This is a genomic window from Enterobacter sp. ODB01 (assembly GCF_001623605.1).
Lineage (GTDB): Bacteria > Pseudomonadota > Gammaproteobacteria > Enterobacterales > Enterobacteriaceae > Enterobacter > Enterobacter kobei.
Map to the genome: position 1 here is coordinate 1453064 of NZ_CP015227.1, position 21510 is coordinate 1474573.

General features: G+C 52.6%; 17 protein-coding genes, 1 tRNA gene and 3 rRNA genes. 6 read left to right on the plus strand and 15 right to left on the minus strand.

The window, feature by feature from the left end; genetic code table 11:
• Positions 1 to 63: 63 nt before the first annotated feature.
• Positions 64 to 1437 (minus strand): oxygen-independent coproporphyrinogen III oxidase, encoded by a 1374-nt coding sequence (gene hemN, locus A4308_RS06945; protein ID WP_032635196.1) that lies wholly within the window; start codon positions 1435 to 1437, stop codon positions 64 to 66.
• A gap of 188 nt (positions 1438 to 1625) precedes the next feature.
• Entirely contained in the window at positions 1626 to 2141 is a 516-nt protein-coding gene (yihI, locus tag A4308_RS06950) for a Der GTPase-activating protein YihI (RefSeq protein WP_014885763.1), read from the minus strand.
• Positions 2142 to 2718: 577 nt separating this feature from the next.
• Between yihI and yihA the strand changes: the two genes are divergently transcribed.
• A complete protein-coding gene (gene yihA, locus A4308_RS06955) occupies positions 2719 to 3348 on the plus strand; it encodes a ribosome biogenesis GTP-binding protein YihA/YsxC (protein ID WP_014885764.1) in 630 nt (209 codons plus the stop codon).
• Positions 3349 to 3446: 98 nt separating this feature from the next.
• Here yihA and A4308_RS22950 read toward each other — a convergent pair whose 3' ends face one another.
• The 3 genes from A4308_RS22950 to A4308_RS22730 form a co-directional block, all read right to left on the minus strand.
• Positions 3447 to 3494, minus strand: a complete 48-nt coding sequence (locus A4308_RS22950) for a spot 42 RNA, inhibition of DNA synthesis (protein ID WP_071892919.1) — start codon at positions 3492 to 3494, stop codon at positions 3447 to 3449.
• A 166-nt stretch (positions 3495 to 3660) separates the two neighbouring features.
• Positions 3661 to 6453, minus strand: a complete 2793-nt coding sequence (gene polA / locus A4308_RS06960; protein WP_014885765.1) for a DNA polymerase I — start codon at positions 6451 to 6453, stop codon at positions 3661 to 3663.
• Between the two features lie 283 nt (positions 6454 to 6736).
• Entirely contained in the window at positions 6737 to 7054 is a 318-nt protein-coding gene (locus A4308_RS22730; protein WP_224955194.1) for a hypothetical protein, read from the minus strand.
• Here A4308_RS22730 and A4308_RS06965 point away from each other — a divergent pair.
• On the plus strand, positions 6951 to 7802 hold the full coding sequence (locus tag A4308_RS06965) for an acyltransferase (protein WP_231867152.1): 852 nt from the start codon (positions 6951 to 6953) through the stop codon (positions 7800 to 7802). The two genes, A4308_RS22730 and A4308_RS06965, sit on opposite strands and share 104 nt — an antisense overlap.
• A gap of 23 nt (positions 7803 to 7825) precedes the next feature.
• Here the strand turns inward: A4308_RS06965 and dsbA are convergent, their stop codons facing one another.
• The 3 genes from dsbA to A4308_RS06980 all read right to left on the minus strand — a co-directional run bounded on the left by dsbA (position 7826) and on the right by A4308_RS06980 (position 9808).
• Positions 7826 to 8449 (minus strand): thiol:disulfide interchange protein DsbA, encoded by a 624-nt coding sequence (gene dsbA, locus A4308_RS06970; RefSeq protein WP_014885768.1) that lies wholly within the window; start codon positions 8447 to 8449, stop codon positions 7826 to 7828.
• A gap of 27 nt (positions 8450 to 8476) precedes the next feature.
• Complete coding sequence (locus A4308_RS06975) at positions 8477 to 9463, minus strand: serine/threonine protein kinase (protein ID WP_014885769.1); 987 nt, start codon at positions 9461 to 9463, stop codon at positions 8477 to 8479.
• Between the two features lie 75 nt (positions 9464 to 9538).
• Entirely contained in the window at positions 9539 to 9808 is a 270-nt protein-coding gene (locus A4308_RS06980) for a YihD family protein (RefSeq protein WP_003861904.1), read from the minus strand.
• Between the two features lie 68 nt (positions 9809 to 9876).
• Here A4308_RS06980 and mobA point away from each other — a divergent pair, with 68 nt between their 5' ends.
• On the plus strand, positions 9877 to 10461 hold the full coding sequence (mobA, locus tag A4308_RS06985; RefSeq protein ID WP_023331643.1) for a molybdenum cofactor guanylyltransferase MobA: 585 nt from the start codon (positions 9877 to 9879) through the stop codon (positions 10459 to 10461).
• Positions 10458 to 10961, plus strand: a complete 504-nt coding sequence (mobB, locus tag A4308_RS06990) for a molybdopterin-guanine dinucleotide biosynthesis protein MobB (protein WP_023331644.1) — start codon at positions 10458 to 10460, stop codon at positions 10959 to 10961. The genes mobA and mobB overlap by 4 nt, the downstream gene beginning before the upstream one ends.
• 76 nt (positions 10962 to 11037) lie before the next feature.
• Here the strand turns inward: mobB and rrf are convergent.
• The 4 genes from rrf to A4308_RS07010 all read right to left on the minus strand — a co-directional run bounded on the left by rrf (position 11038) and on the right by A4308_RS07010 (position 16016).
• Positions 11038 to 11153: ribosomal RNA gene (rrf, locus tag A4308_RS06995) — 5S ribosomal RNA — on the minus strand.
• 64 nt (positions 11154 to 11217) lie between these two features.
• A 23S ribosomal RNA gene (locus tag A4308_RS07000) occupies positions 11218 to 14123 on the minus strand.
• 192 nt (positions 14124 to 14315) lie between these two features.
• Positions 14316 to 14391: transfer RNA gene (locus A4308_RS07005), tRNA-Glu, on the minus strand.
• Positions 14392 to 14476: 85 nt separating this feature from the next.
• Positions 14477 to 16016: ribosomal RNA gene (locus tag A4308_RS07010) — 16S ribosomal RNA — on the minus strand.
• Together the 16S, 23S and 5S rRNA genes with 1 tRNA gene alongside form the textbook arrangement of a ribosomal RNA operon.
• 452 nt (positions 16017 to 16468) lie before the next feature.
• Between A4308_RS07010 and A4308_RS07020 the strand changes: the two genes are divergently transcribed.
• Positions 16469 to 17176, plus strand: coding sequence for a FadR/GntR family transcriptional regulator (locus A4308_RS07020; RefSeq protein WP_063308485.1), 708 nt, complete (start codon positions 16469 to 16471; stop codon positions 17174 to 17176).
• A complete protein-coding gene (gene mdtD / locus A4308_RS07025; RefSeq protein ID WP_045134508.1) occupies positions 17173 to 18606 on the plus strand; it encodes a multidrug transporter subunit MdtD in 1434 nt (477 codons plus the stop codon). Before A4308_RS07020 ends, mdtD begins: the two co-directional genes overlap by 4 nt.
• On the opposite strand, the gene rbsR is transcribed toward mdtD, so the two are convergent.
• From rbsR to rbsB, 3 genes are all read right to left on the minus strand, one after another.
• Positions 18572 to 19564, minus strand: coding sequence for a ribose operon transcriptional repressor RbsR (rbsR, locus tag A4308_RS07030; protein WP_014881869.1), 993 nt, complete (start codon positions 19562 to 19564; stop codon positions 18572 to 18574). The genes mdtD and rbsR overlap by 35 nt on opposite strands.
• Before the next feature lie 3 nt (positions 19565 to 19567).
• Positions 19568 to 20497: a ribokinase gene (gene rbsK / locus A4308_RS07035; RefSeq protein WP_045134511.1), complete on the minus strand. Its 930-nt coding sequence runs from the start codon at positions 20495 to 20497 to the stop codon at positions 19568 to 19570.
• A gap of 106 nt (positions 20498 to 20603) precedes the next feature.
• Positions 20604 to 21494, minus strand: a complete 891-nt coding sequence (gene rbsB, locus A4308_RS07040) for a ribose ABC transporter substrate-binding protein RbsB (protein ID WP_014881871.1) — start codon at positions 21492 to 21494, stop codon at positions 20604 to 20606.
• Between the last annotated feature and the right edge of the window lie 16 nt (positions 21495 to 21510).

Sequence of the window (21510 nt, forward strand, 5' to 3'; positions counted from 1 at the left end):
TTACCCGGCCTACAAAAGCGCAAATGTAGGCCGGGTAAGCGAAGCGACACCCGGCATTGCTGCTTAAATTACCCGCGAGAACTGCTGCATGCGCGCCTTCTGGCGCAGATACGCGTCAAAGCACATACAGATGTTACGAATCAACAGACGCCCCTTCGGCGTGACCTCAACGGCACTCTCCGACACCTCCACCAGCCCATCTTTCGCCAGCGGTGCCAGAAGCTTCAGATCTTCCGCGAAGTAATCCCTGAAGTGCAGATCCCAGTGCGCCTCAACATCGCTGAATTCGAGACGGAAGTTGCAGATAAGCGCCTTGATCACATCGCGACGGATACAGTCATCACGGGTTAACGCAATGCCGCGCCACAGGGCGTTGCCGGTTTCATCCACCTGCTGATAATACAGCTTCAGCTCTTTCTGGTTCTGCGCGTAGCAGTCGCCCATCATGCTTATCGCGGAGACGCCCAGACCGAGCAGATCGGTATCGCCCTGCGTGGTGTATCCCTGGAAGTTGCGGTGCAGCACCCCTTCTCGCTGGGCGATCGCCAGTTCGTCATCCGGACGAGCAAAGTGATCCATACCGATAAACTGATAGCCGGTCTCGGTCAGTGAAGTAATGGTTTCCTGCAGGATATCCAATTTCTGCTGAGCAGAAGGGAGATCAGCATCTTTGATTTTACGCTGGGCGGCGAACAACGTTGGCAGGTGCGCGTAGTTAAAGACGCTCAGGCGGTCCGGGTTAAGCTCGGCTACACGTTTCAGCGTGAAGGCAAAGCTCTCCGGCGTCTGTTTTGGCAGGCCGTAAATCAGGTCAATATTGGTCGACGTAAAGCCGATTTCACGCGCATGATTGAGCAAGGCAAAGATAAACTCTTCGTCCTGCTCGCGGTTCACCAGACGCTGGACCTCTTTGTTGAAATCCTGCACGCCCATGCTCAGACGGTTGAAGCCTTCCGCGCGTAAGTGATCCAGGACATCCAGCTCAATTTCACGCGGATCAACCTCGATCGAGATTTCAGCATCGTCGTTAAAATTAAAGTGGCTGCGTAAAAGCGTCATCAAACGCGTGATTTGCGCTTTATTCAGGTAGGTTGGCGTGCCGCCGCCCCAATGAAGCTGGCTGACGTGACGCCCTTTAAACAGCGGTGCGCGGTGAAGAATTTCCTGTTCGAGCGCATCGAGATACTGATCGGCTTTATGCTGCTGACGGGTAACGATTTTATTGCAGCCGCAGAAGTAGCAGAGCTTGTGGCAGAACGGAATATGGACGTAGAGCGACAGCGGGCGCTCAGGATAGCGCGCAACAGCCTGCTGAAAATCCGCCTCGCCGAAGGCATCGGAGAACTCCAGCGCAGTGGGGTATGACGTATAACGCGGCCCGGAATAGTTATATTTCTGGATTAGGGCCAAATCCCAGTCGATAGTTGGTGCTGACATGCTCACTCCTTCCGTTGGTGTCGCGTTCGTATACGGCGGCCCGTTCTGGCCCCGTTGCGGGCCATCATTCGGGTGCGCAGCCACTTCTGTCGCCGCGACAACCGCCGTAGTTTAACGAATAACCACACCAGATAACATATAACCGGAAGGGTTATAAGCAGGACTATCGTACCTGCCGGGTGCAAATGTTAGTTTCCACCCTTCAGAAGACGCATCATATCTTCCTGCTTTTCATCTTCTTCTTCGTCGTCTTCGTCGTCATAAGACAGACCCAGCTTCTGCATCAGCTCATCAATGCGGTCCAGTTTGGCATCCACCCATGATTGCTCTTCAGCGGTCAGGGTTTCACCCTCTTCAAGACGTTCCAGCAGCGCGTCCAGGCGCTCATCGTTCTCCAGCAAATCCAGCTCAGCCTGCGGTGAAAGCATAGGTTTCTCGCTCTTTGGTTTGTGCTGCTTAGTGACCGGGGTGTCTGTCACGCCCAGTGGAATGGGAGTTTTACTGCCGATACGAGGATCTTTCTGCTGTTTGCCTTTTGCAGAAGCGCCCGCTGCACCACCGCCGTTCGCACGGCTTCCCGCAGCATGGCCACGATGTTTTTTATCGCGTTTGCGATCGCGCGCTTCCTGGTTCAGTTCTTCGCGCGTTTTGCGGCGTGCTTTCGCAGGGCGTTTAGCACCCGCTGCGGAGGTTGGTTTTTTCATGATGTTTTGTCTTTAAGTCGTTTTCTTCAGTATAGAATTGCGGCGAAATCTAGCAGAAAGCAAGCAAAGAAAAAAGGCGACAGAGCAATCTGTCGCCTTTTTTCCTGACTCACAACCCTTAGCGGGTCAGACATTCCATGTTTACCAACAACAAACCCTGTTTATCCCTTGGCTGATACCGTCCGTGTACGGTTCCCTTTCCTTTTAAAACGCCTCCAAGCGCCGGTCGTCCTGACTGTCCTGCGTCTTCGCCTCCTGGCGCTCCTGACCCTAATCCTTAAGTCGAATTCCTGTTGGCTTCCTCGCCCTGACGCATACTTTACCTTGTTCGCTTAAACTAACAAGCAACGAAACGGTGCAAAAAGAGATTTTCAGACAATTACCCGGAAATAAGCTTATGATTTAAAACAGTTTGACTTTTTTGACACCTGCGAATTCTCTTAAATCTCCCATAGCATGATGAGCCGATCTCTCACACAAGTGCGGGCTTTCCCCTGCAAGCTCTGTGTAATGAGAAAAGCCTTTTGTTGGCATTCGGGTATAATCCCCCCCAGATTACGATTTTGGAGACGACCACGTGACTACCTGGAACTACCAACAGACGCATTTTGTCACCAGTGCGCCCGATATTCGCCACCTGCCATCTGATACCGGTATTGAAGTGGCTTTTGCTGGCCGCTCCAATGCGGGGAAATCCAGCGCCCTGAATACGCTGACCAATCAGAAGAACCTGGCGCGCACCTCAAAAACGCCTGGCCGTACCCAGCTGATCAACCTCTTTGAAGTGGCTGAAGGCAAACGCCTGGTCGACTTGCCGGGATATGGTTATGCGCAGGTGCCTGAAGAGATGAAGATAAAATGGCAACGTGCGCTGGGCGAATACCTGGAAAAACGCATGTGCCTGAAAGGTCTGGTGGTGCTGATGGACATTCGCCATCCGCTGAAAGATCTCGATCAGCAGATGATCGACTGGGCCGTCGCAAGCGATATTGCCGTGCTGGTGCTGCTGACAAAAGCCGATAAGCTGGCAAGCGGTGCGCGTAAAGCGCAGGTGAATATGGTTCGCGAAGCGGTACTGGCCTTCAATGGCGATGTACAGGTGGAGCCTTTCTCTTCGCTGAAAAAACAGGGTGTAGACAAGCTGCGCCAGAAGCTTGATAGCTGGTTTAACGAGCTGGAACCCGCGACAGAAGCGGAAGAAGAGTAATACTGAGCGCGGCAATGCCCGCGCTTTTTTTTACCTGAACTTTTCTTTGCCACAATAAAAAACGCCCCAGTCATTACTGACTGGGGCGGCTAAAATATTCAGCCAAATCCGATTACGTGAAGTAAAAGGTCTGAAAGATAGAACATCTTACCTCTGTACCCTACGTCGATAACTCTACCCCTTTTTTTGCTGCAGAAAAAGCACTTTTTGTAGTTTTTTTTCATTCTTTACATAGGGAATTCTAATGATCGTCACAAAACGCACGTGGTTATGTTGCTAACTTACATAAAAAGCGCGTTATTCACAGAACCGTTAGTGAGCCTGATCCCAGTTTTCACCACTCCCCACTTCCACCAGCAACGGCACGTCAAGCGTCATGCTGCTTTCCATCAGTTCGTGGATCTTTTTCGACACGGTGTCGAGATCGTCTTTATGCACTTCAAACACCAGTTCATCGTGTACCTGCATGATCATTTTCACGCGCGGCTTCTCTTTCTCCAGCCAGGCATCCACGGCAATCATTGCACGCTTGATGATGTCTGCTGCAGTTCCCTGCATCGGGGCGTTGATCGCGGCACGTTCTGCGCCAGCGCGGCGCGCCGCGTTGCTGGATTTGATGTCCGGAAGATAAAGACGGCGGCCATCCAGGGTTTCAACGTAACCTTTCTCTTTCGCCTGAGCGCGAGTGCGTTCCATGTACTCCAGCACGCCCGGGTAACGTTCGAAGTAGAGATCCATGTACTTCTGCGACTCTTTACGCGGGATGTTGAGCTGGCGTGAAAGGCCGAAAGCGCTCATACCGTAGATCAGACCGAAGTTGATCGCTTTTGCGCTGCGGCGCTGCTCGTTTGTCACGCTGTCCAGCGGCAAACCGAACACTTCCGCTGCGGTCGCCCGGTGAATATCTTTCCCTTCCGCAAATGCCGTCAGCAGGCCTTTGTCACGGGACAGGTGCGCCATAATGCGCAACTCAATTTGCGAGTAGTCAGCCGAGACAATCAGGTAGTCATCAGGTGCAATAAAGGCCTGGCGAATGCGACGCCCCTCTTCATTACGCACCGGGATGTTCTGCAGGTTTGGATCGGTTGACGAGAGTCGACCGGTTGCCGCAACGGCCTGATGATATGACGTATGCACCCGGCCCGTTTTCGGGTTGATCATCAGCGGGAGCTTGTCGGTATAAGTAGACTTCAGCTTCGCGAGACCACGGTACTGCAGGATCACTTTTGGCAGCGGGTAATCCAGTGCCAGTTCTTCCAGCACCTCTTCAGAGGTGGATGGCGCACCGCCAGGGGTTTTCTTCAGCGGCTTGATGCCCTGTTTTTCAAACAGGATGGTTTGCAACTGTTTCGGTGAAGAGAGGTTAAACGGCTCGCCTGCAAGCTCATGGGCTTTCTGCTCAAGCTCGGTCAGACGCTGTGCCAACTCTCCGGAGTGGTTATGCAGCACCGTAGGGTCGATTTTTACGCCGTTGCGTTCAATACGCGACAACACGGGAACCAGCGGCATTTCGATATGCTGGAACACGTTGAGCGGACCTTCATGCTTCTGCAGTTTCGGCCACATTTTCAGATGCAGCTGCAGCGTAACGTCGGCATCTTCCGCCGCGTAGCGCCCTGCTTCTTCGAGAGCTATCTGGTTAAAGGTGAGCTGATTTTTTCCTTTACCGGCAATCTCTTCAAAGGTGATGGTTTTGTGCTTGAGCCAGCGGTCAGATAAGGAATCCATATCATGACGACCCGCGACGCTGTCCAGAATATAGGATTCGAGCATGGTGTCGAAGGCAATCCCGCGCAGTTCAATGCCGTAGTTTTGCAGAATACCGCGGTCATACTTGAGGTTTTGCCCGACCTTCAGCGCCTTTTCGTCTTCCAGAATCGGCTTCAGCAGCTCAAGCACGCGTTCGCGAGAGATCTGCTCTGGTGCATCCAGATAATCGTGCGCCACAGGCACATAGGCTGCCATACCCGGCTCTGTTGCAAAGGACAGACCCACCATGTTGGCAGAGATATTATCGAGGCTGTCAGTTTCGGTATCAAAGGCAAACACCGGTGCCTTTTTCAGTTTCTCGATCCAGGCGATCAGCTGCGACTCTTCAAGAATGGTTTCGTAGTTATCGAAGGAGAGGACTGTGGCTTCTTCTTCTGCCTGCTCTTCGGCATCAACGACAATCGTCTCTTTTGGCTTTGCAGCAGGTTTGGCCCCTTTCGCCTGCAGCCATTTACCCGCTTCCACGTCAGTGGTCCAGCGCTTGAATTCGTATTTCTTAAACAGGTTCAGCAATTCGTCAGCAGAAGGCTGTTGGACTTCCAGCTGCTCACAGCCCAGTTCCAGTTCGACATCGGTTTTAATTGTTGCCAGCTTATAAGAGAGATAAGCCACCTCTTTGTTCTCTTCCAGTTTGCCGGCCATGGTTTTTGCGCCACGGAAGGAGAGGCCTGCAATTTTGTCTGATTCGGCGTAAAGCGTATCCAACCCACCCAGACCCTGAAGCAACGCCTGCGCGGTTTTTTCACCGACGCCGGGCACACCAGGAATGTTATCCGAGGAGTCGCCCATCAAGGCAAGGAAGTCGATAATCAGTTCCGGCGGCACACCATACTTAGTGACCACCTCTTCTGGCCCCAGAATGGTATTGGTCATAGTGTTAATCAGGGTGATGCCTGGCGTCACCAACTGTGCCATATCTTTATCACCGGTGCTGATCAGTACCGGACGACCCATTTTTTCTGCTTCTCGCGCCAGCGTACCGATGACGTCGTCGGCTTCTACGCCAGAGACAGCCAGCAGCGGCAGGCCCATCGCTTTCACCATGGCGTGCAGCGGCTCAATTTGCGCACGTAGATCGTCAGGCATAGGCGGACGGTGGGATTTGTAATGCTCGAACAACTCATCGCGGAAGGTTTTGCCTTTCGCATCAAAAACGACTGCCGCATGGGTTGGCTGATACTGAAGGATCAGGCTGCGCAGCATATTCAGCACGCCGTACATTGCGCCGGTAGGTTCCCCTGCGCTATTGGTCAGAGGAGGAAACGCATGGTATGCCCGATACAGGTAAGATGAGCCATCGACGAGAATAAGTGGGTTTTCTGGGATCTGAACCATAATGTCCGTGCCTTTAATCAATTTATGCGTAAAGGATGCCACATAAGGATGAAAACATCAGTTATTCAGTCCCGATACAGAAAAAGATTTTGCGATCGTGAGGATCGCTCGCAAAAATCAAACTGTGGATAAGTTTGTGAATATTTTCACTTCAAATGAAAAGTAGACAGCCATTGCAGATCAATACTGATAATAAATCATTAAATATCATACTGTTAATTAAGCGCATCACATAAAAACAGCTTACTGATGGCAATTTAGTCTATGTGGATATAAGTCCTGATTAGTGCGCAATATTAGAGAAATCTTCTGCATCAGGGTAAAAGCGGTCAAATGACGGCGTGAAAGCGCCAATACTTTGTCGTTTTTCTGGTAAAATCAGCGCCCAGCGCCGACGTGTCGGCCGCGCTCTTACCGCTAACCACCTGAAAAAACTCATCATGTCGAGATTGCTCGCTGCAATAACCTTACTGTTAAGCATCATTTTAACTATTCTGGTGACGATCGCCTGTTCCGTGCCGATCATCATCGCCGGGATCATTAAACTGCTGCTGCCTGTGCCCTCGGTGTGGCGAGCCGTGTCAGCGTTTTGTAACTTCATGATGTACTGTTGGTGTGAAGGGCTGGCGATCCTGTTGTGTCTGAACCCGCATCTGAAGTGGGATGTCGAAGGACTGGATAACCTCAATAAAAAGAACTGGTATCTGCTGATTTGTAATCATCACAGCTGGGCCGACATCGTGGTGTTATGCGTGCTTTTCCGCAAACACATCCCGATGAATAAATACTTCCTCAAGCAACAACTTGCCTGGGTACCTTTTATTGGGCTGGCCTGCTGGGCGCTCGATATGCCGTTTATGAAACGCTATTCGCGCAGCTATTTGCTTCGTCATCCGGAGCATCGTGGTAAGGATGTAGAGACCACCCGCCGTTCCTGCGAAAAGTTTCGCGCGCATCCAACAACCATTGTGAACTTTGTGGAAGGCTCCCGGTTTACGGAAGAGAAACGTCAGCAAACACGCTCCCCGTATCAAAACCTGCTGCCGCCAAAGGCGGCGGGCATTGCGATGGCGCTTAATGTACTGGGTGCTCAGTTCGATAAGTTACTCAACGTCACGCTCTGCTACCCGAAGAACGATAACACCCCGTTCTTCGATATGCTCAGCGGCAAGCTGACACACATTGTTGTGCGGGTGAATTTAGTTCCCGTCGATGCCGAACTGCATGGCGACTACGTTAACGATAAAAATTTCAAACGTCGTTTCCAGCAGTGGCTTAATACACTCTGGAAAGAAAAAGACGAGCAGATAGACAGCATTAAATCTTCATACAAAAACGCCGGTCAGTGACCGGCGTTTTCATCTCTAAGAACTTACTTTTTCTCAACCAGGTATTTCACGGTGTCAGCATACTGCTGAACGAAAATATCCATGCTGCTGGTGTCCATGCCCTGCATGTTCAGCTGATATTTACCGTTAACGAACATCGCCGGAACGCCCTGAAGCTGCAGGTCAGACGCCGCTTTTTCCTGCTGAGCAACCAGAGATTTCACCACAAAGCTATTCCACGCGGCGTCATACTCTTCCCCTTTCACACCAGCATCAACGAACACTTTACGGATATCCGCTGTGGTCTGAACGGTCTGGGTTTTCTGCACGGCTTCAAACATTGGGGCGGTGATCTTATCTTCCACGCCCAGTGCCATCGCAACCGCCCACGCCTGAGTCAGGTCTTTACCCAATGGGCCCAGGAACTCAACGTGGTACTTGGTCATTTTGGTGCCTTCCGGCAGTTTTTTCTTCACGTTGTCAGAAACATGCAGCACTTCTTCGAACTGGTAGCAGTGCGGGCAGTAGAACGAGAAGAACTCGAGAACCTGTGGCTCGCCAGCAACCGGCTTCTCCAGCGTAGTGTACTGTTTGCCGTCGGTAAATTGTGCAGCAGAAGCGCTAAATGCCAGAATCATACCTGCCAGCGCCAGCCAAATTTTTTTCATGATTAACTCTCTCCTGGGTGTGTCCTATTAATACATCGGCGTTAATTGCAGCGGGGGTTCCTGAAGAACCTTAACCTGCTCAGTGAATGTAGATATCTGGCTGCGCCAGTAATCTTCCCCGGTAAGCCACGGGAAATTACGGGGAAATGCGGGATCGTCCCAACGCCTGATTAACCACGCGAGATAATATACAAAACGCATCGCACGTAAAGGTTCAATCAGGGCAATTTCGTCTGAATTAAACGGGCTAAATTCTTCATAGGCTTCAATAATGGTTTCAAGCTGCATGCGTTGCTCGGCTTTGTCGCCATTCATCAGCATCCACAGGTCCTGAACCGCGGGCCCCATGCGCGCATCATCAAGATCGACAAACAGCGGGCCATCGCGCCAGAGTATATTTCCGGCGTGACAATCGCCGTGCAGGCGCAGGACGGAAATATCATCGCGCCAGCAGGTTTTTACCGCAGCAATAAGTTTATCGGTGGCGCTGAGGAAATCAGCCTTTAGCCCAGTGGGGATCAGTGCAGAGGTTTCGAATACCTGGCGCGGCTCGATAAGATATTCCTGAATACCGATCGTCGGTCGGGCTGTGAATGCCGTTTTTCTTCCCGTCTGGTGAATGCGACCCAGATAGCGGGCAACCCACTCCATTTGATCGATATTATCCGCTTCAAACTGGCGGCCACCCAGGCTTGGGAATACAGCGTAATAAAAGCCTTCATGCGTCAGCAGCGTTTGGTTGTTGAATTTTATCGGTGCGGCAACCGGGACATCGTCATCCAGCAGATCGTGAGCAAACTGATGCTCTTCCTGAATTTGTTCTGCGGTCCAACGTTCAGGCCGGTAGAACTTCACGACAAAGCGCTGACGATCCTCATCCTGAAATTGATAGACACGGTTTTCGTAGCTATTTAAAGGCGTTAACCCCGAATCCACACGAATGCCCTGTTCAAACAGGGCATCCATAATGGTATCCGGGTGTAATGTCTGGAAAGTAAAAGCCTGGTCGTTCATCCGTTCATCCGGAAATTATACGAATGATTCAGGATATCATCTTGTGGCGATTTCGGTGGCTCCGCTTACAAGCTTTTACTCTTTAATTACGCCACGGGCGCGCAGCAGCGCCGTTTTAAAATCTTCCTCATAATCCTTCTGAATACCAGGAATAACAGCATCTTTGGCAGAATCGCGCATTTTGAGGTGGTAGATCAGGATGTCATCAGAAAGGTCTGCCAGTTCGCCGTCAAAACCTGACTCTTTTGCCAGTTTCTGCAAGAATTGCATCAGATTAAGCTCTGGCTCTTTTTGCCAGGCTGGCTGGAGGAGTTCAATAACTTCATTCAGACGTTTACATTTCATGGTGGTGCTCCTTTCATTTAGAGTGACACGTTAGCAGGGTCAATCCCACAATAAAAGAGGCGATATTCGTGAATCTTAGCCAGGAAATCATTGGGGTCGTTCTGGCAGGTGGCAGAGCAACGCGGATGGGAGGGAAAGATAAGGGGCTCCAGCTCCTGAATGGCAAACCCTTATGGCAATGTGTCGCTGATACGCTCGCCGGCCAGGTGACAACCCTGGCCATCAGCGCGAACAGGCATATCGACACGTATCAGCACAGCGGGTATGCCGTGTATCAGGATAATATTGAGGATTACCCGGGGCCGCTGGCCGGTATGCTCTCAGTGATGCAGCAGTCGAACAGTGAGTGGTTTCTGTTCTGTCCCTGCGATACCCCGTTTATTCCATCCTGTCTCGTTGAGCGTCTGGTTCAGCTTCGTGGCACAGCATCCGTGGTTTGGGTACATGACGGCGAGCGCGACCATCCTGCTATTGCCTTAATGCACCGCTCGCTAGTGTCTTCTCTGGAGGCGTATCTGGCGGCGGGAGAACGCAGAGTGATGGTGTTTATGCGCCAGTCTGGCGGCCATCCTGTTGATTTTAGCGATTTCAAATCGGCTTTTGTGAACGTGAATACGAGTGAAGATTTGCAGAGGATGCAGGAGAAGAGATGATCCCCGTTTTAGCTATTTCCGCATGGAGCGGCACAGGGAAAACCACGCTGCTGAAGAAACTAATACCCGCACTGTGTGCGAAAGGTATTCGCCCCGGATTGATTAAGCATACGCACCATAACATGGATGTCGATAAACCGGGAAAAGACAGCTATGAGCTGCGTAAAGCGGGTGCCGCGCAGACAATCGTGGCAAGCAATCAGCGCTGGGCATTAATGACAGAAACGCCAGATGAGGCACCGCTGGATCTGGCTTATCTGGTCAGCCGGATGGATCATTCCAGCCTGGATCTGGTGCTGGTCGAGGGGTTTAAGCATGAGGCTGTACCTAAGATCCTGCTGTTCCGAAGCGATGCCGGGCACGATGTTAGCGAGTTAACGCTTGATGAGCATGTGATTGCGGTGGCCGGTGATGTTGTATTGCCGCTTGAGGTTCCGCAGTTGGATTTAAATGATGTGGATGGGATAGCGGAGTTTATTGTGACGTGGAGTGCGGTTTGATGCCCTCTTCCTGCGGGAGAGGAAAACCAAAAGCAAAAAACCCCGCACCTTACGGTACGGGGTTCTTCTATTTGATGCCTGGCAGTTCCCTACTCTCACATGGGGAGACCCCACACTACCATCGGCGCTACGGCGTTTCACTTCTGAGTTCGGCATGGGGTCAGGTGGGACCACCGCGCTAAAGCCGCCAGGCAAATTCTGTTATCTGTATCAGGCTGAAAATCGTCTCTCACCGCCAAAACAGCTTCGGCGTTGTAAGGTTAAGCCTCACGGTTCATTAGTATCGGTTAGCTCAACGCATCGCTGCGCTTACACACCCGACCTATCAACGTCGTAGTCTTCAACGTTCCTTCAGGAGACTTATAGTCTCAGGGAGAACTCATCTCGGGGCAAGTTTCGTGCTTAGATGCTTTCAGCACTTATCTCTTCCGCATTTAGCTACCGGGCAGTGCCATTGGCATGACAACCCGAACACCAGTGATGCGTCCACTCCGGTCCTCTCGTACTAGGAGCAGCCCCCCTCAATTCTCCAGCGCCCACGGCAGATAGGGACCGAACTGTCTCACGACGTTCTAAACCCAGCTCGCGTACCACTTTAAATGGCGAACAGCCATACCCTTGGGACCTACTTCAGCCCCAGGATGTGATGAGCCGACATCGAGGTGCCAAACACCGCCGTCGATATGAACTCTTGGGCGGTATCAGCCTGTTATCCCCGGAGTACCTTTTATCCGTTGAGCGATGGCCCTTCCATTCAGAACCACCGGATCACTATGACCTGCTTTCGCACCTGCTCGAGCCGTCACTCTCGCAGTCAAGCTAGCTTATGCCATTGCACTAACCTCCTGATGTCCGACCAGGATTAGCTAACCTTCGTGCTCCTCCGTTACTCTTTGGGAGGAGACCGCCCCAGTCAAACTACCCACCAGACACTGTCCGCAACCCGGATCACGGGTCTACGTTAGAACACCAGCCATTAAAGGGTGGTATTTCAAGGTCGGCTCCACGCAGACTGGCGTCCACGCTTCAAAGCCTCCCACCTATCCTACACATCAAGGACCAGTGTTCAGTGTCAAGCTATAGTAAAGGTTCACGGGGTCTTTCCGTCTTGCCGCGGGTACACTGCATCTTCACAGCGAGTTCAATTTCACTGAGTCTCGGGTGGAGACAGCCTGGCCATCATTACGCCATTCGTGCAGGTCGGAACTTACCCGACAAGGAATTTCGCTACCTTAGGACCGTTATAGTTACGGCCGCCGTTTACCGGGGCTTCGATCAAGAGCTTCGCGTTACCGCTAACCCCATCAATTAACCTTCCGGCACCGGGCAGGCGTCACACCGTATACGTCCACTTTCGTGTTTGCACAGTGCTGTGTTTTTAATAAACAGTTGCAGCCAGCTGGTATCTTCGACTGATTTCAGCTCCACCCGCAGGGGCTTCACCTACATATCAGCGTGCCTTCTCCCGAAGTTACGGCACCATTTTGCCTAGTTCCTTCACCCGAGTTCTCTCAAGCGCCTTGGTATTCTCTACCTGACCACCTGTGTCGGTTTGGGGTACGATTTCGTGTTACCTGATGCTTAGAGGCTTTTCCTGGAAGCAGGGCATTTGTTACTTCAGCACCGTAGTGCCTCGTCATCACACCTCAGCGTTAAAAAGGTACCGGATTTACCTGGAACCTCCGCCTACATGCTTAAACCGGGACAACCGTCGCCCGGCTAACATAGCCTTCTCCGTCCCCCCTTCGCAGTAACACCAAGTACAGGAATATTAACCTGTTTCCCATCGACTACGCCTTTCGGCCTCGCCTTAGGGGTCGACTCACCCTGCCCCGATTAACGTTGGACAGGAACCCTTGGTCTTCCGGCGAGCGGGCTTTTCACCCGCTTTATCGTTACTTATGTCAGCATTCGCACTTCTGATACCTCCAGCAACCCTCACAGGCCACCTTCAACGGCTTACAGAACGCTCCCCTACCCAACAACGCATAAGCGTCGCTGCCGCAGCTTCGGTGCATGGTTTAGCCCCGTTACATCTTCCGCGCAGGCCGACTCGACCAGTGAGCTATTACGCTTTCTTTAAATGATGGCTGCTTCTAAGCCAACATCCTGGCTGTCTGTGCCTTCCCACATCGTTTCCCACTTAACCATGACTTTGGGACCTTAGCTGGCGGTCTGGGTTGTTTCCCTCTTCACGACGGACGTTAGCACCCGCCGTGTGTCTCCCGTGATAACATTCTTCGGTATTCGTAGTTTGCATCGGGTTGGTAAGCCGGGATGGCCCCCTAGCCGAAACAGTGCTCTACCCCCGAAGATGAATTCACGAGGCGCTACCTAAATAGCTTTCGGGGAGAACCAGCTATCTCCCGGTTTGATTGGCCTTTCACCCCCAGCCACAGGTCATCCGCTAATTTTTCAACATTAGTCGGTTCGGTCCTCCAGTTAGTGTTACCCAACCTTCAACCTGCCCATGGCTAGATCACCGGGTTTCGGGTCTATACCCTGCAACTTAACGCCCAGTTAAGACTCGGTTTCCCTTCGGCTCCCCTATACGGTTAACCTTGCTACAGAATATAAGTCGCTGACCCATTATACAAAAGGTACGCAGTCACCTAACAAGTAGGCTCCCACTGCTTGTACGTACACGGTTTCAGGTTCTTTTTCACTCCCCTCGCCGGGGTTCTTTTCGCCTTTCCCTCACGGTACTGGTTCACTATCGGTCAGTCAGGAGTATTTAGCCTTGGAGGATGGTCCCCCCATATTCAGACAGGATACCACGTGTCCCGCCCTACTCTTCGAGTTCACAACCTGTGCATTTTCGTGTACGGGACTATCACCCTGTACCGTCGGACTTTCCAGACCGTTCCACTAACACACAAGCTGATTCAGACTCCGGGCTGCTCCCCGTTCGCTCGCCGCTACTGGGGGAATCTCGGTTGATTTCTTTTCCTCGGGGTACTTAGATGTTTCAGTTCCCCCGGTTCGCCTCGTTAACCTATGTATTCAGTTAACGATAGTGTGACGAATCACACTGGGTTTCCCCATTCGGACATCGCCGGGTCAAAGGTTCATATCACCTCGCCGGCGCTTTTCGCAGATTAGCACGTCCTTCATCGCCTCTGACTGCCAGGGCATCCACCGTGTACGCTTAGTCGCTTAACCTCACAACCCGAAGATGTTTCTTTCGATTCACCATCGGTTTGCGAAAATTTGAGAGACTCGAACACACATAACATGTGTGTCGTTTCAATTTTCAGCTTGATCCAGATTTTTAAAGAGCAAATATCTCAAACATGACTCGCAAGTCAGTTTTGAGATATGACGGCAGGTGACTTTCACTCACGAACCAGCAAGTGGCGTCCCCTAGGGGATTCGAACCCCTGTTACCGCCGTGAAAGGGCGGTGTCCTGGGCCTCTAGACGAAGGGGACACTGAAGTCTCAATCGCAAGACGCCTTGCTATTTACTTTTCATCAGACAATCTGTGTGAGCACTACAAAGGCAGGTTCTTTAAGGTAAGGAGGTGATCCAACCGCAGGTTCCCCTACGGTTACCTTGTTACGACTTCACCCCAGTCATGAATCACAAAGTGGTAAGCGCCCTCCCGAAGGTTAAGCTACCTACTTCTTTTGCAACCCACTCCCATGGTGTGACGGGCGGTGTGTACAAGGCCCGGGAACGTATTCACCGTAGCATTCTGATCTACGATTACTAGCGATTCCGACTTCATGGAGTCGAGTTGCAGACTCCAATCCGGACTACGACGCACTTTATGAGGTCCGCTTGCTCTCGCGAGGTCGCTTCTCTTTGTATGCGCCATTGTAGCACGTGTGTAGCCCTACTCGTAAGGGCCATGATGACTTGACGTCATCCCCACCTTCCTCCAGTTTATCACTGGCAGTCTCCTTTGAGTTCCCGGCCTAACCGCTGGCAACAAAGGATAAGGGTTGCGCTCGTTGCGGGACTTAACCCAACATTTCACAACACGAGCTGACGACAGCCATGCAGCACCTGTCTCAGAGTTCCCGAAGGCACCAATCCATCTCTGGAAAGTTCTCTGGATGTCAAGAGTAGGTAAGGTTCTTCGCGTTGCATCGAATTAAACCACATGCTCCACCGCTTGTGCGGGCCCCCGTCAATTCATTTGAGTTTTAACCTTGCGGCCGTACTCCCCAGGCGGTCGACTTAACGCGTTAGCTCCGGAAGCCACGCCTCAAGGGCACAACCTCCAAGTCGACATCGTTTACGGCGTGGACTACCAGGGTATCTAATCCTGTTTGCTCCCCACGCTTTCGCACCTGAGCGTCAGTCTTTGTCCAGGGGGCCGCCTTCGCCACCGGTATTCCTCCAGATCTCTACGCATTTCACCGCTACACCTGGAATTCTACCCCCCTCTACAAGACTCTAGCCTGCCAGTTTCGAATGCAGTTCCCAGGTTGAGCCCGGGGATTTCACATCCGACTTGACAGACCGCCTGCGTGCGCTTTACGCCCAGTAATTCCGATTAACGCTTGCACCCTCCGTATTACCGCGGCTGCTGGCACGGAGTTAGCCGGTGCTTCTTCTGCGGGTAACGTCAATTGCTGCGGTTATTAACCACAACACCTTCCTCCCCGCTGAAAGTACTTTACAACCCGAAGGCCTTCTTCATACACGCGGCATGGCTGCATCAGGCTTGCGCCCATTGTGCAATATTCCCCACTGCTGCCTCCCGTAGGAGTCTGGACCGTGTCTCAGTTCCAGTGTGGCTGGTCATCCTCTCAGACCAGCTAGGGATCGTCGCCTAGGTGAGCCGTTACCCCACCTACTAGCTAATCCCATCTGGGCACATCTGATGGCAAGAGGCCCGAAGGTCCCCCTCTTTGGTCTTGCGACGTTATGCGGTATTAGCTACCGTTTCCAGTAGTTATCCCCCTCCATCAGGCAGTTTCCCAGACATTACTCACCCGTCCGCCACTCGTCACCCGAGAGCAAGCTCTCTGTGCTACCGTTCGACTTGCATGTGTTAGGCCTGCCGCCAGCGTTCAATCTGAGCCATGATCAAACTCTTCAATTTAAGTTTGATGCTCGTGAATTAAACTTCGTAATGAATTACGTATGTTCACTCAGAGACTTGGTATTCATTTTTCGTCTTGCGACGTTAAGAATCCATGTCACTTTGAGTGCCCACACAGATTGTCTGATAAATTGTTAAAGAGCAGTGCCGCTTCGTTTTCGCTGCGGCGCGGGGTGTGCATATTACGCTTTCCCGCTTCAGAGTCAAGCGTTTATTTTGCTTTTCTCTGCTGACCCGGCGGCGTGTGTGCCGTTGTTCCGTGTCAGTGGAGGCGCATTATAGGGAGTTATTTCACAGTGACAAGAGGAAATTTAAAAAAAGTTTCCGTCCGTGTTTTTTTTCACCAATAGCGGTGAAATCAAGCTACAAATTGTTCTATTTGATGTATCTACAACCACAATCACATTCGAGGTGGCATAATTATCAGCATGAAACATTAAGGAATAAACGCGATGCCATTAAGCGCACAACAGCTGGCCGCCCAAAAAAACCTCTCCTATGTGCTGGCAGAAAAGCTGGCGCAGCGGATTTTAGCGGGAAAATATGCCCCGGGCAGCATCCTGCCGGGTGAAATGGAGTTGGGCGAGCAGTTTGGGGTGAGCCGTACCGCCGTTCGTGAAGCGGTGAAAACCCTGACGGCAAAAGGGATGGTTCTCCCGCGCCCGCGCATTGGTACGCGCGTGATGCCGCAGAGTAACTGGAATTTTCTCGATCAGGAGCTGCTCTCCTGGTGGATGATCGAAGATAACTTTCATCAGGTGGTCGATCACTTCCTCGTGATGCGTAGCAGCCTTGAACCCCAGGCCTGCCTGCTTGCCGCCACGCTCGGAACAGCAGAGCAGAAAGCGCAACTTAACGCGTTGATGGAAGAAATGGTATTCCTGAAAAAACACTTCAACCGGGAACGCTGGGTTGAGGTCGATATGGCCTGGCATGAACATATCTATATGATGAGCGCCAATCCCTTCCTGACCTCCTTTGCCTCGTTATTCCATTCGGTGTACCACACCTACTTTTCCTCTATTACACAAGACGAAGTGGTAAAGCTGGATTTGCATCAGGCGATAGTGGATGCCATTCAGGAGAGCGACGGGCAGCGAGCCCTGAGTGCGTGCCAGGCATTGCTGGCCGCGCCAACCCACCAGCAGGTAGATAAATGACAAAGAAAAAAGCGCGCAGCATGGCCGGATTGCCGTGGATTGCAGCCATGGCGTTCTTTATGCAGGCACTGGATGCCACCATCCTCAACACAGCGCTTCCCGCCATTGCACAAAGCCTCAACCGCTCCCCGCTGGCAATGCAATCCGCCATCATCAGCTATACCCTGACGGTGGCGATGCTGATCCCGGTAAGCGGCTGGCTGGCTGACCGCTTCGGTACCCGCAGAGTTTTCATGCTGGCCGTAACGCTCTTTACCCTGGGTTCGCTGGCCTGCGCGCTCTCCACATCCTTAACAGAGCTGGTTATCTTCCGCGTGTTACAGGGCATTGGCGGCGCGATGATGATGCCCGTGGCGCGCCTGGCATTGCTGCGTGCCTACCCACGCAGCGAGCTGCTTCCCGTGCTCAACTTCGTCACCATGCCGGGCCTCGTCGGCCCGATACTGGGCCCGGTACTCGGCGGCGTGTTTGTGACCTGGGCAAGCTGGCACTGGATCTTCCTGATTAATATCCCGATTGGTGTGGCAGGGCTGTTCTACGCTCGCAAATATATGCCCAACTTCACCACGCCAAGACGCAGCTTCGATATGGGCGGATTTTTCCTGTTTGGTCTGAGCCTGGTGCTGTTCTCCAGCGGGATGGAGCTGTTTGGTGAGAAAATCGTTGAAACGTGGCTGGCACTGGCCGTCATCCTCAGCGGTATTCTGCTTTTCCTTCTTTATATACGTCATGCGCGTCGCCACCCGACACCGCTTATCTCTTTATCGCTGTTTAACACCCGGACCTTCTCCGTCGGGATTGCAGGAAACATAGCTTCACGCCTGGGGACAGGATGCGTACCGTTCCTGATGCCATTGATGTTGCAGGTAGGTTTTGGCTATCCGGCCCTGATTGCCGGCTGCATGATGGCGCCCACGGCAATGGGTTCAATTCTGGCAAAATCAACCGTTACGCAGGTACTGCGCTGGTTTGGCTATCGTAAGACGCTGGTTGGCGTGACGATCTTTATCGGCCTGATGATTGCGCAATTCTCTCTGCAATCCGCCTCTCTTCCCGTCTGGATGCTGATCCTGCCGTTGTTTGTGCTGGGCATGGCAATGTCGACGCAATTTACGTCGATGAACACCATTACCCTTGCCGATCTGACTGACGACAATGCCAGTAGCGGCAACAGCGTGCTGGCGGTAACGCAGCAGCTGTCGATCAGTTTAGGGGTGGCGGTAAGTGCAGCAGTGCTGCGCTTTTATGAGGGTTTTGACAGCGCGAATACCGTTGAGCAGTTCCACTATACCTTTATTACGATGGGCGCACTCACGGTGGTATCGGCGCTGGTCTTTATGCTGTTAAAACCGAAAGACGGCCGAAACCTGATCAAAGAGCGCCACAAAGCAAAGGCTAAACCGAACCCCGTTCCATCAGAACAGGAGTAAGCTGCAGACGTTGCTGTTGCAGCGTGGGCTGCGCCATTCGGTGGATCAACACATCAATGGCCAGCTCACCCAATTCATCTTTCGGCTGATGAATGGTGGTCAGCGGCGGCGTCATGTAGCGCGCCAGTTCGATATCATCGTAGCCAATGATCGCCATATCGTCCGGAACGCGTAACCCCGCCTGATACAACGCCTGATAAGCACCAAATGCCATCGCATCGTTACCGATAAATACCGCCTGCGGACGCGGCTCTTGCATCAGCAATGTCTGCATCGCCTCAAAGCCGCCGTTAAATTCGAAATCACCGGTGATCCGGTAGCCGTCAGGGATGGCAAGACCCGCGCGTTCCATCGCCGAGAGATAACCTTCCAGACGCAAGCGCGCCGGGGTTTTATCCAGCGGGCCGGTAATGCAGGCGATGCGGGTATGACCTTTATCGATCAGATGCTGAGTTGCCATGTCGCCGCCCAGCAGGGAATTATCCTGAATCAGATCGCTGGTCCCATCGAACGGCGCCCAGTCCATCATCACCGTAGGAATTGAAGGGTAGCGCTGGATAATCTCTTTCGACGGTTGATGGGTTTCGGTACAGAGCAGCAATAACCCGTCGACGCGTTTTTGCATCAGCGTTTCCAGGTTACGGTTCATGCGCTGTTCGTCACCCTCGGTATTGCACAGCACCAGACTGTAGCCACGCTCGAAGCAGCTGCGCTCTACGCCGCGAACAAGTTCAGAATAAAAAGGGTTGGTACTGGCGGTGATCAGCATACCGATGGTGCGCGTCTGGTTAAGCTTAAGGCTGCGCGCCAGCGCCGACGGCGCATAGTTGAGATCTTTTACTGCGGCTTCGACTTTCTCCCGAATCGCCTCGCTAACGAAACGATCGTTATTAATAACGTGAGAGACAGTCGAAGTAGAAACGCCCGCCATGCGGGCGACATCTTTCATCGTAGCCAAGCGTTACCCCTGCTGACTTAAGAATTCATCGATCTCTTTGCGCCACGGTACGGAAGGCTGTGCCCCTTTACGCGTCACCGCAATTGCGGCGGCGGCATGCGCAAAGCGGATCGCATCATCCATCACTTTGCCTTCCAGCAGCGCCGTCACCAGCGCACCGTTGAAGGTATCGCCTGCGGCAATCGTATCAATGGCTTTAACCCTGAAGCCCGGCACGCGACGCCCTTCGCCGTTTACGCTTGCCCACACCCCACGGCTGCCAAGAGTAATGATAACGGTCCCGATGCCCTTTTCATGCAACACTTTCGCCGCACGCGCGGCATTATCATCATTTTCAACACGAATGCCCGTCAGCTTTTCCGCTTCGGTTTCGTTTGGCGTAATGATGTCCACCAGCGCCAACAACTCGTCTGATAATACACGGGCTGGAGCAGGGTTAAGTACGACAGTGGTATGGTTTTCATGCGCAATTTTGGCGGCGGCCAGCACGCTTTCAACCGGTGACTCCAGCTGCATCAGCAGGGCTTCGGCTCCACCGATGAGTGCTCGTTGCGCTTCTACGCGCGCCGTCGTCAGCGCAGCGTTAGCACCCGCATGAATACCGATGACATTCTCACCTTCAGCGTTGACGAAAATCAGCGCCACGCCGGTAGACTCCCCCGCAACAACGCTGACCGGCGCGATATCAATATTATCGCTGGCCAGCTGTTTACGTACGCGCTCACCGGTATCGTCATCACCCGTGCAGGCGATAAACGCAATATTCGCCCCACTGCGTCCGGCGGCGACGGCCTGGTTTGCGCCCTTACCGCCAAATGCTACCTGGTACTGATTACCCGTGACGGTTTCGCCCGGTGCAGGGAATAATTCAAGGTTAAGAATGTGATCGGCATTGATACTGCCAAGGACGACGAGGTTACCTGCGGTTTTCATGGTTGGATTGTCCATCTGAGAGCGCCACCGGTGTTAACCGGTGGCGTATGCCACACTTTTCTTTATTGGTGTCCCTCAGGCAGCCAGCGACTGCCTGATTCGCCTTTTACTGCTTGATGACCAGCTTCAGGTCAACAGGGTATTTGGCCTGAACTTTTTCGCCCTTCAGCACTTTGTCGGCAGTTTGTACGCCAGTCGCGCCAATCTGCTCAGGCAGCTGAGCGATGGTCGCAGCCAGTTTGCCATCATTTACCGCTTTTTCACCATCCGGCGTACCGTCAAATCCGACAACCATCACATCAGATTTACCTGCAGTCTGCAGGGCACGCAGCGCACCCAGCGCCATCTCATCGTTCTGTGCAAACACAGCCTGCACGTCAGGATGTGCGGTCAGCAGGTTCTGCATAACGTTCAGACCTTTAGTACGGTCGAAGTCTGCTGGCTGGCTCGCCAGGACGTTGAATTTGTGTGCAGCAACAGCTTGCTGGAAGCCTTCGCCACGCTCACGCGCTGCGGACGTCCCGGCAATCCCCTGCAGTTCGATGACTTTGGCGCCTTCACCGGCTTTCTTCGCAATGTAATCACCGGCGATTTTACCGCCCAGCACGTTATCAGACGCGATGTGGCTGACTACATCGCCTTTGTTCGCCTGACGGTCCAGCGTGATCACCGGAATTTTCGCCTGGTTTGCCATTTTAACGGCGTTACCTACGGCGTCAGAATCGGTTGGGTTGATCAGCAGGATTTTGGTGCCACGAACGGTTAAGTCCTGAACGTTCGCCAGCTCTTTCGCCGGGTTGTTCTGAGAATCCAGCACGACCAGGTTGTAACCCAGCTTGTCAGCTTCTTTCTGCGCACCATCCTTCAGGGAGACGAAGAACGGGTTGTTAAGGGTAGAGACAACCAGCGCGATGGTGTCTTTCGCCATGGCGTTAGCACTTACGGTTGCGCTCAGCGCGACAGCGGAAACCAGAGTAGCCAGTTTTTTCATGTTCATATCTAAGATGTCCTGT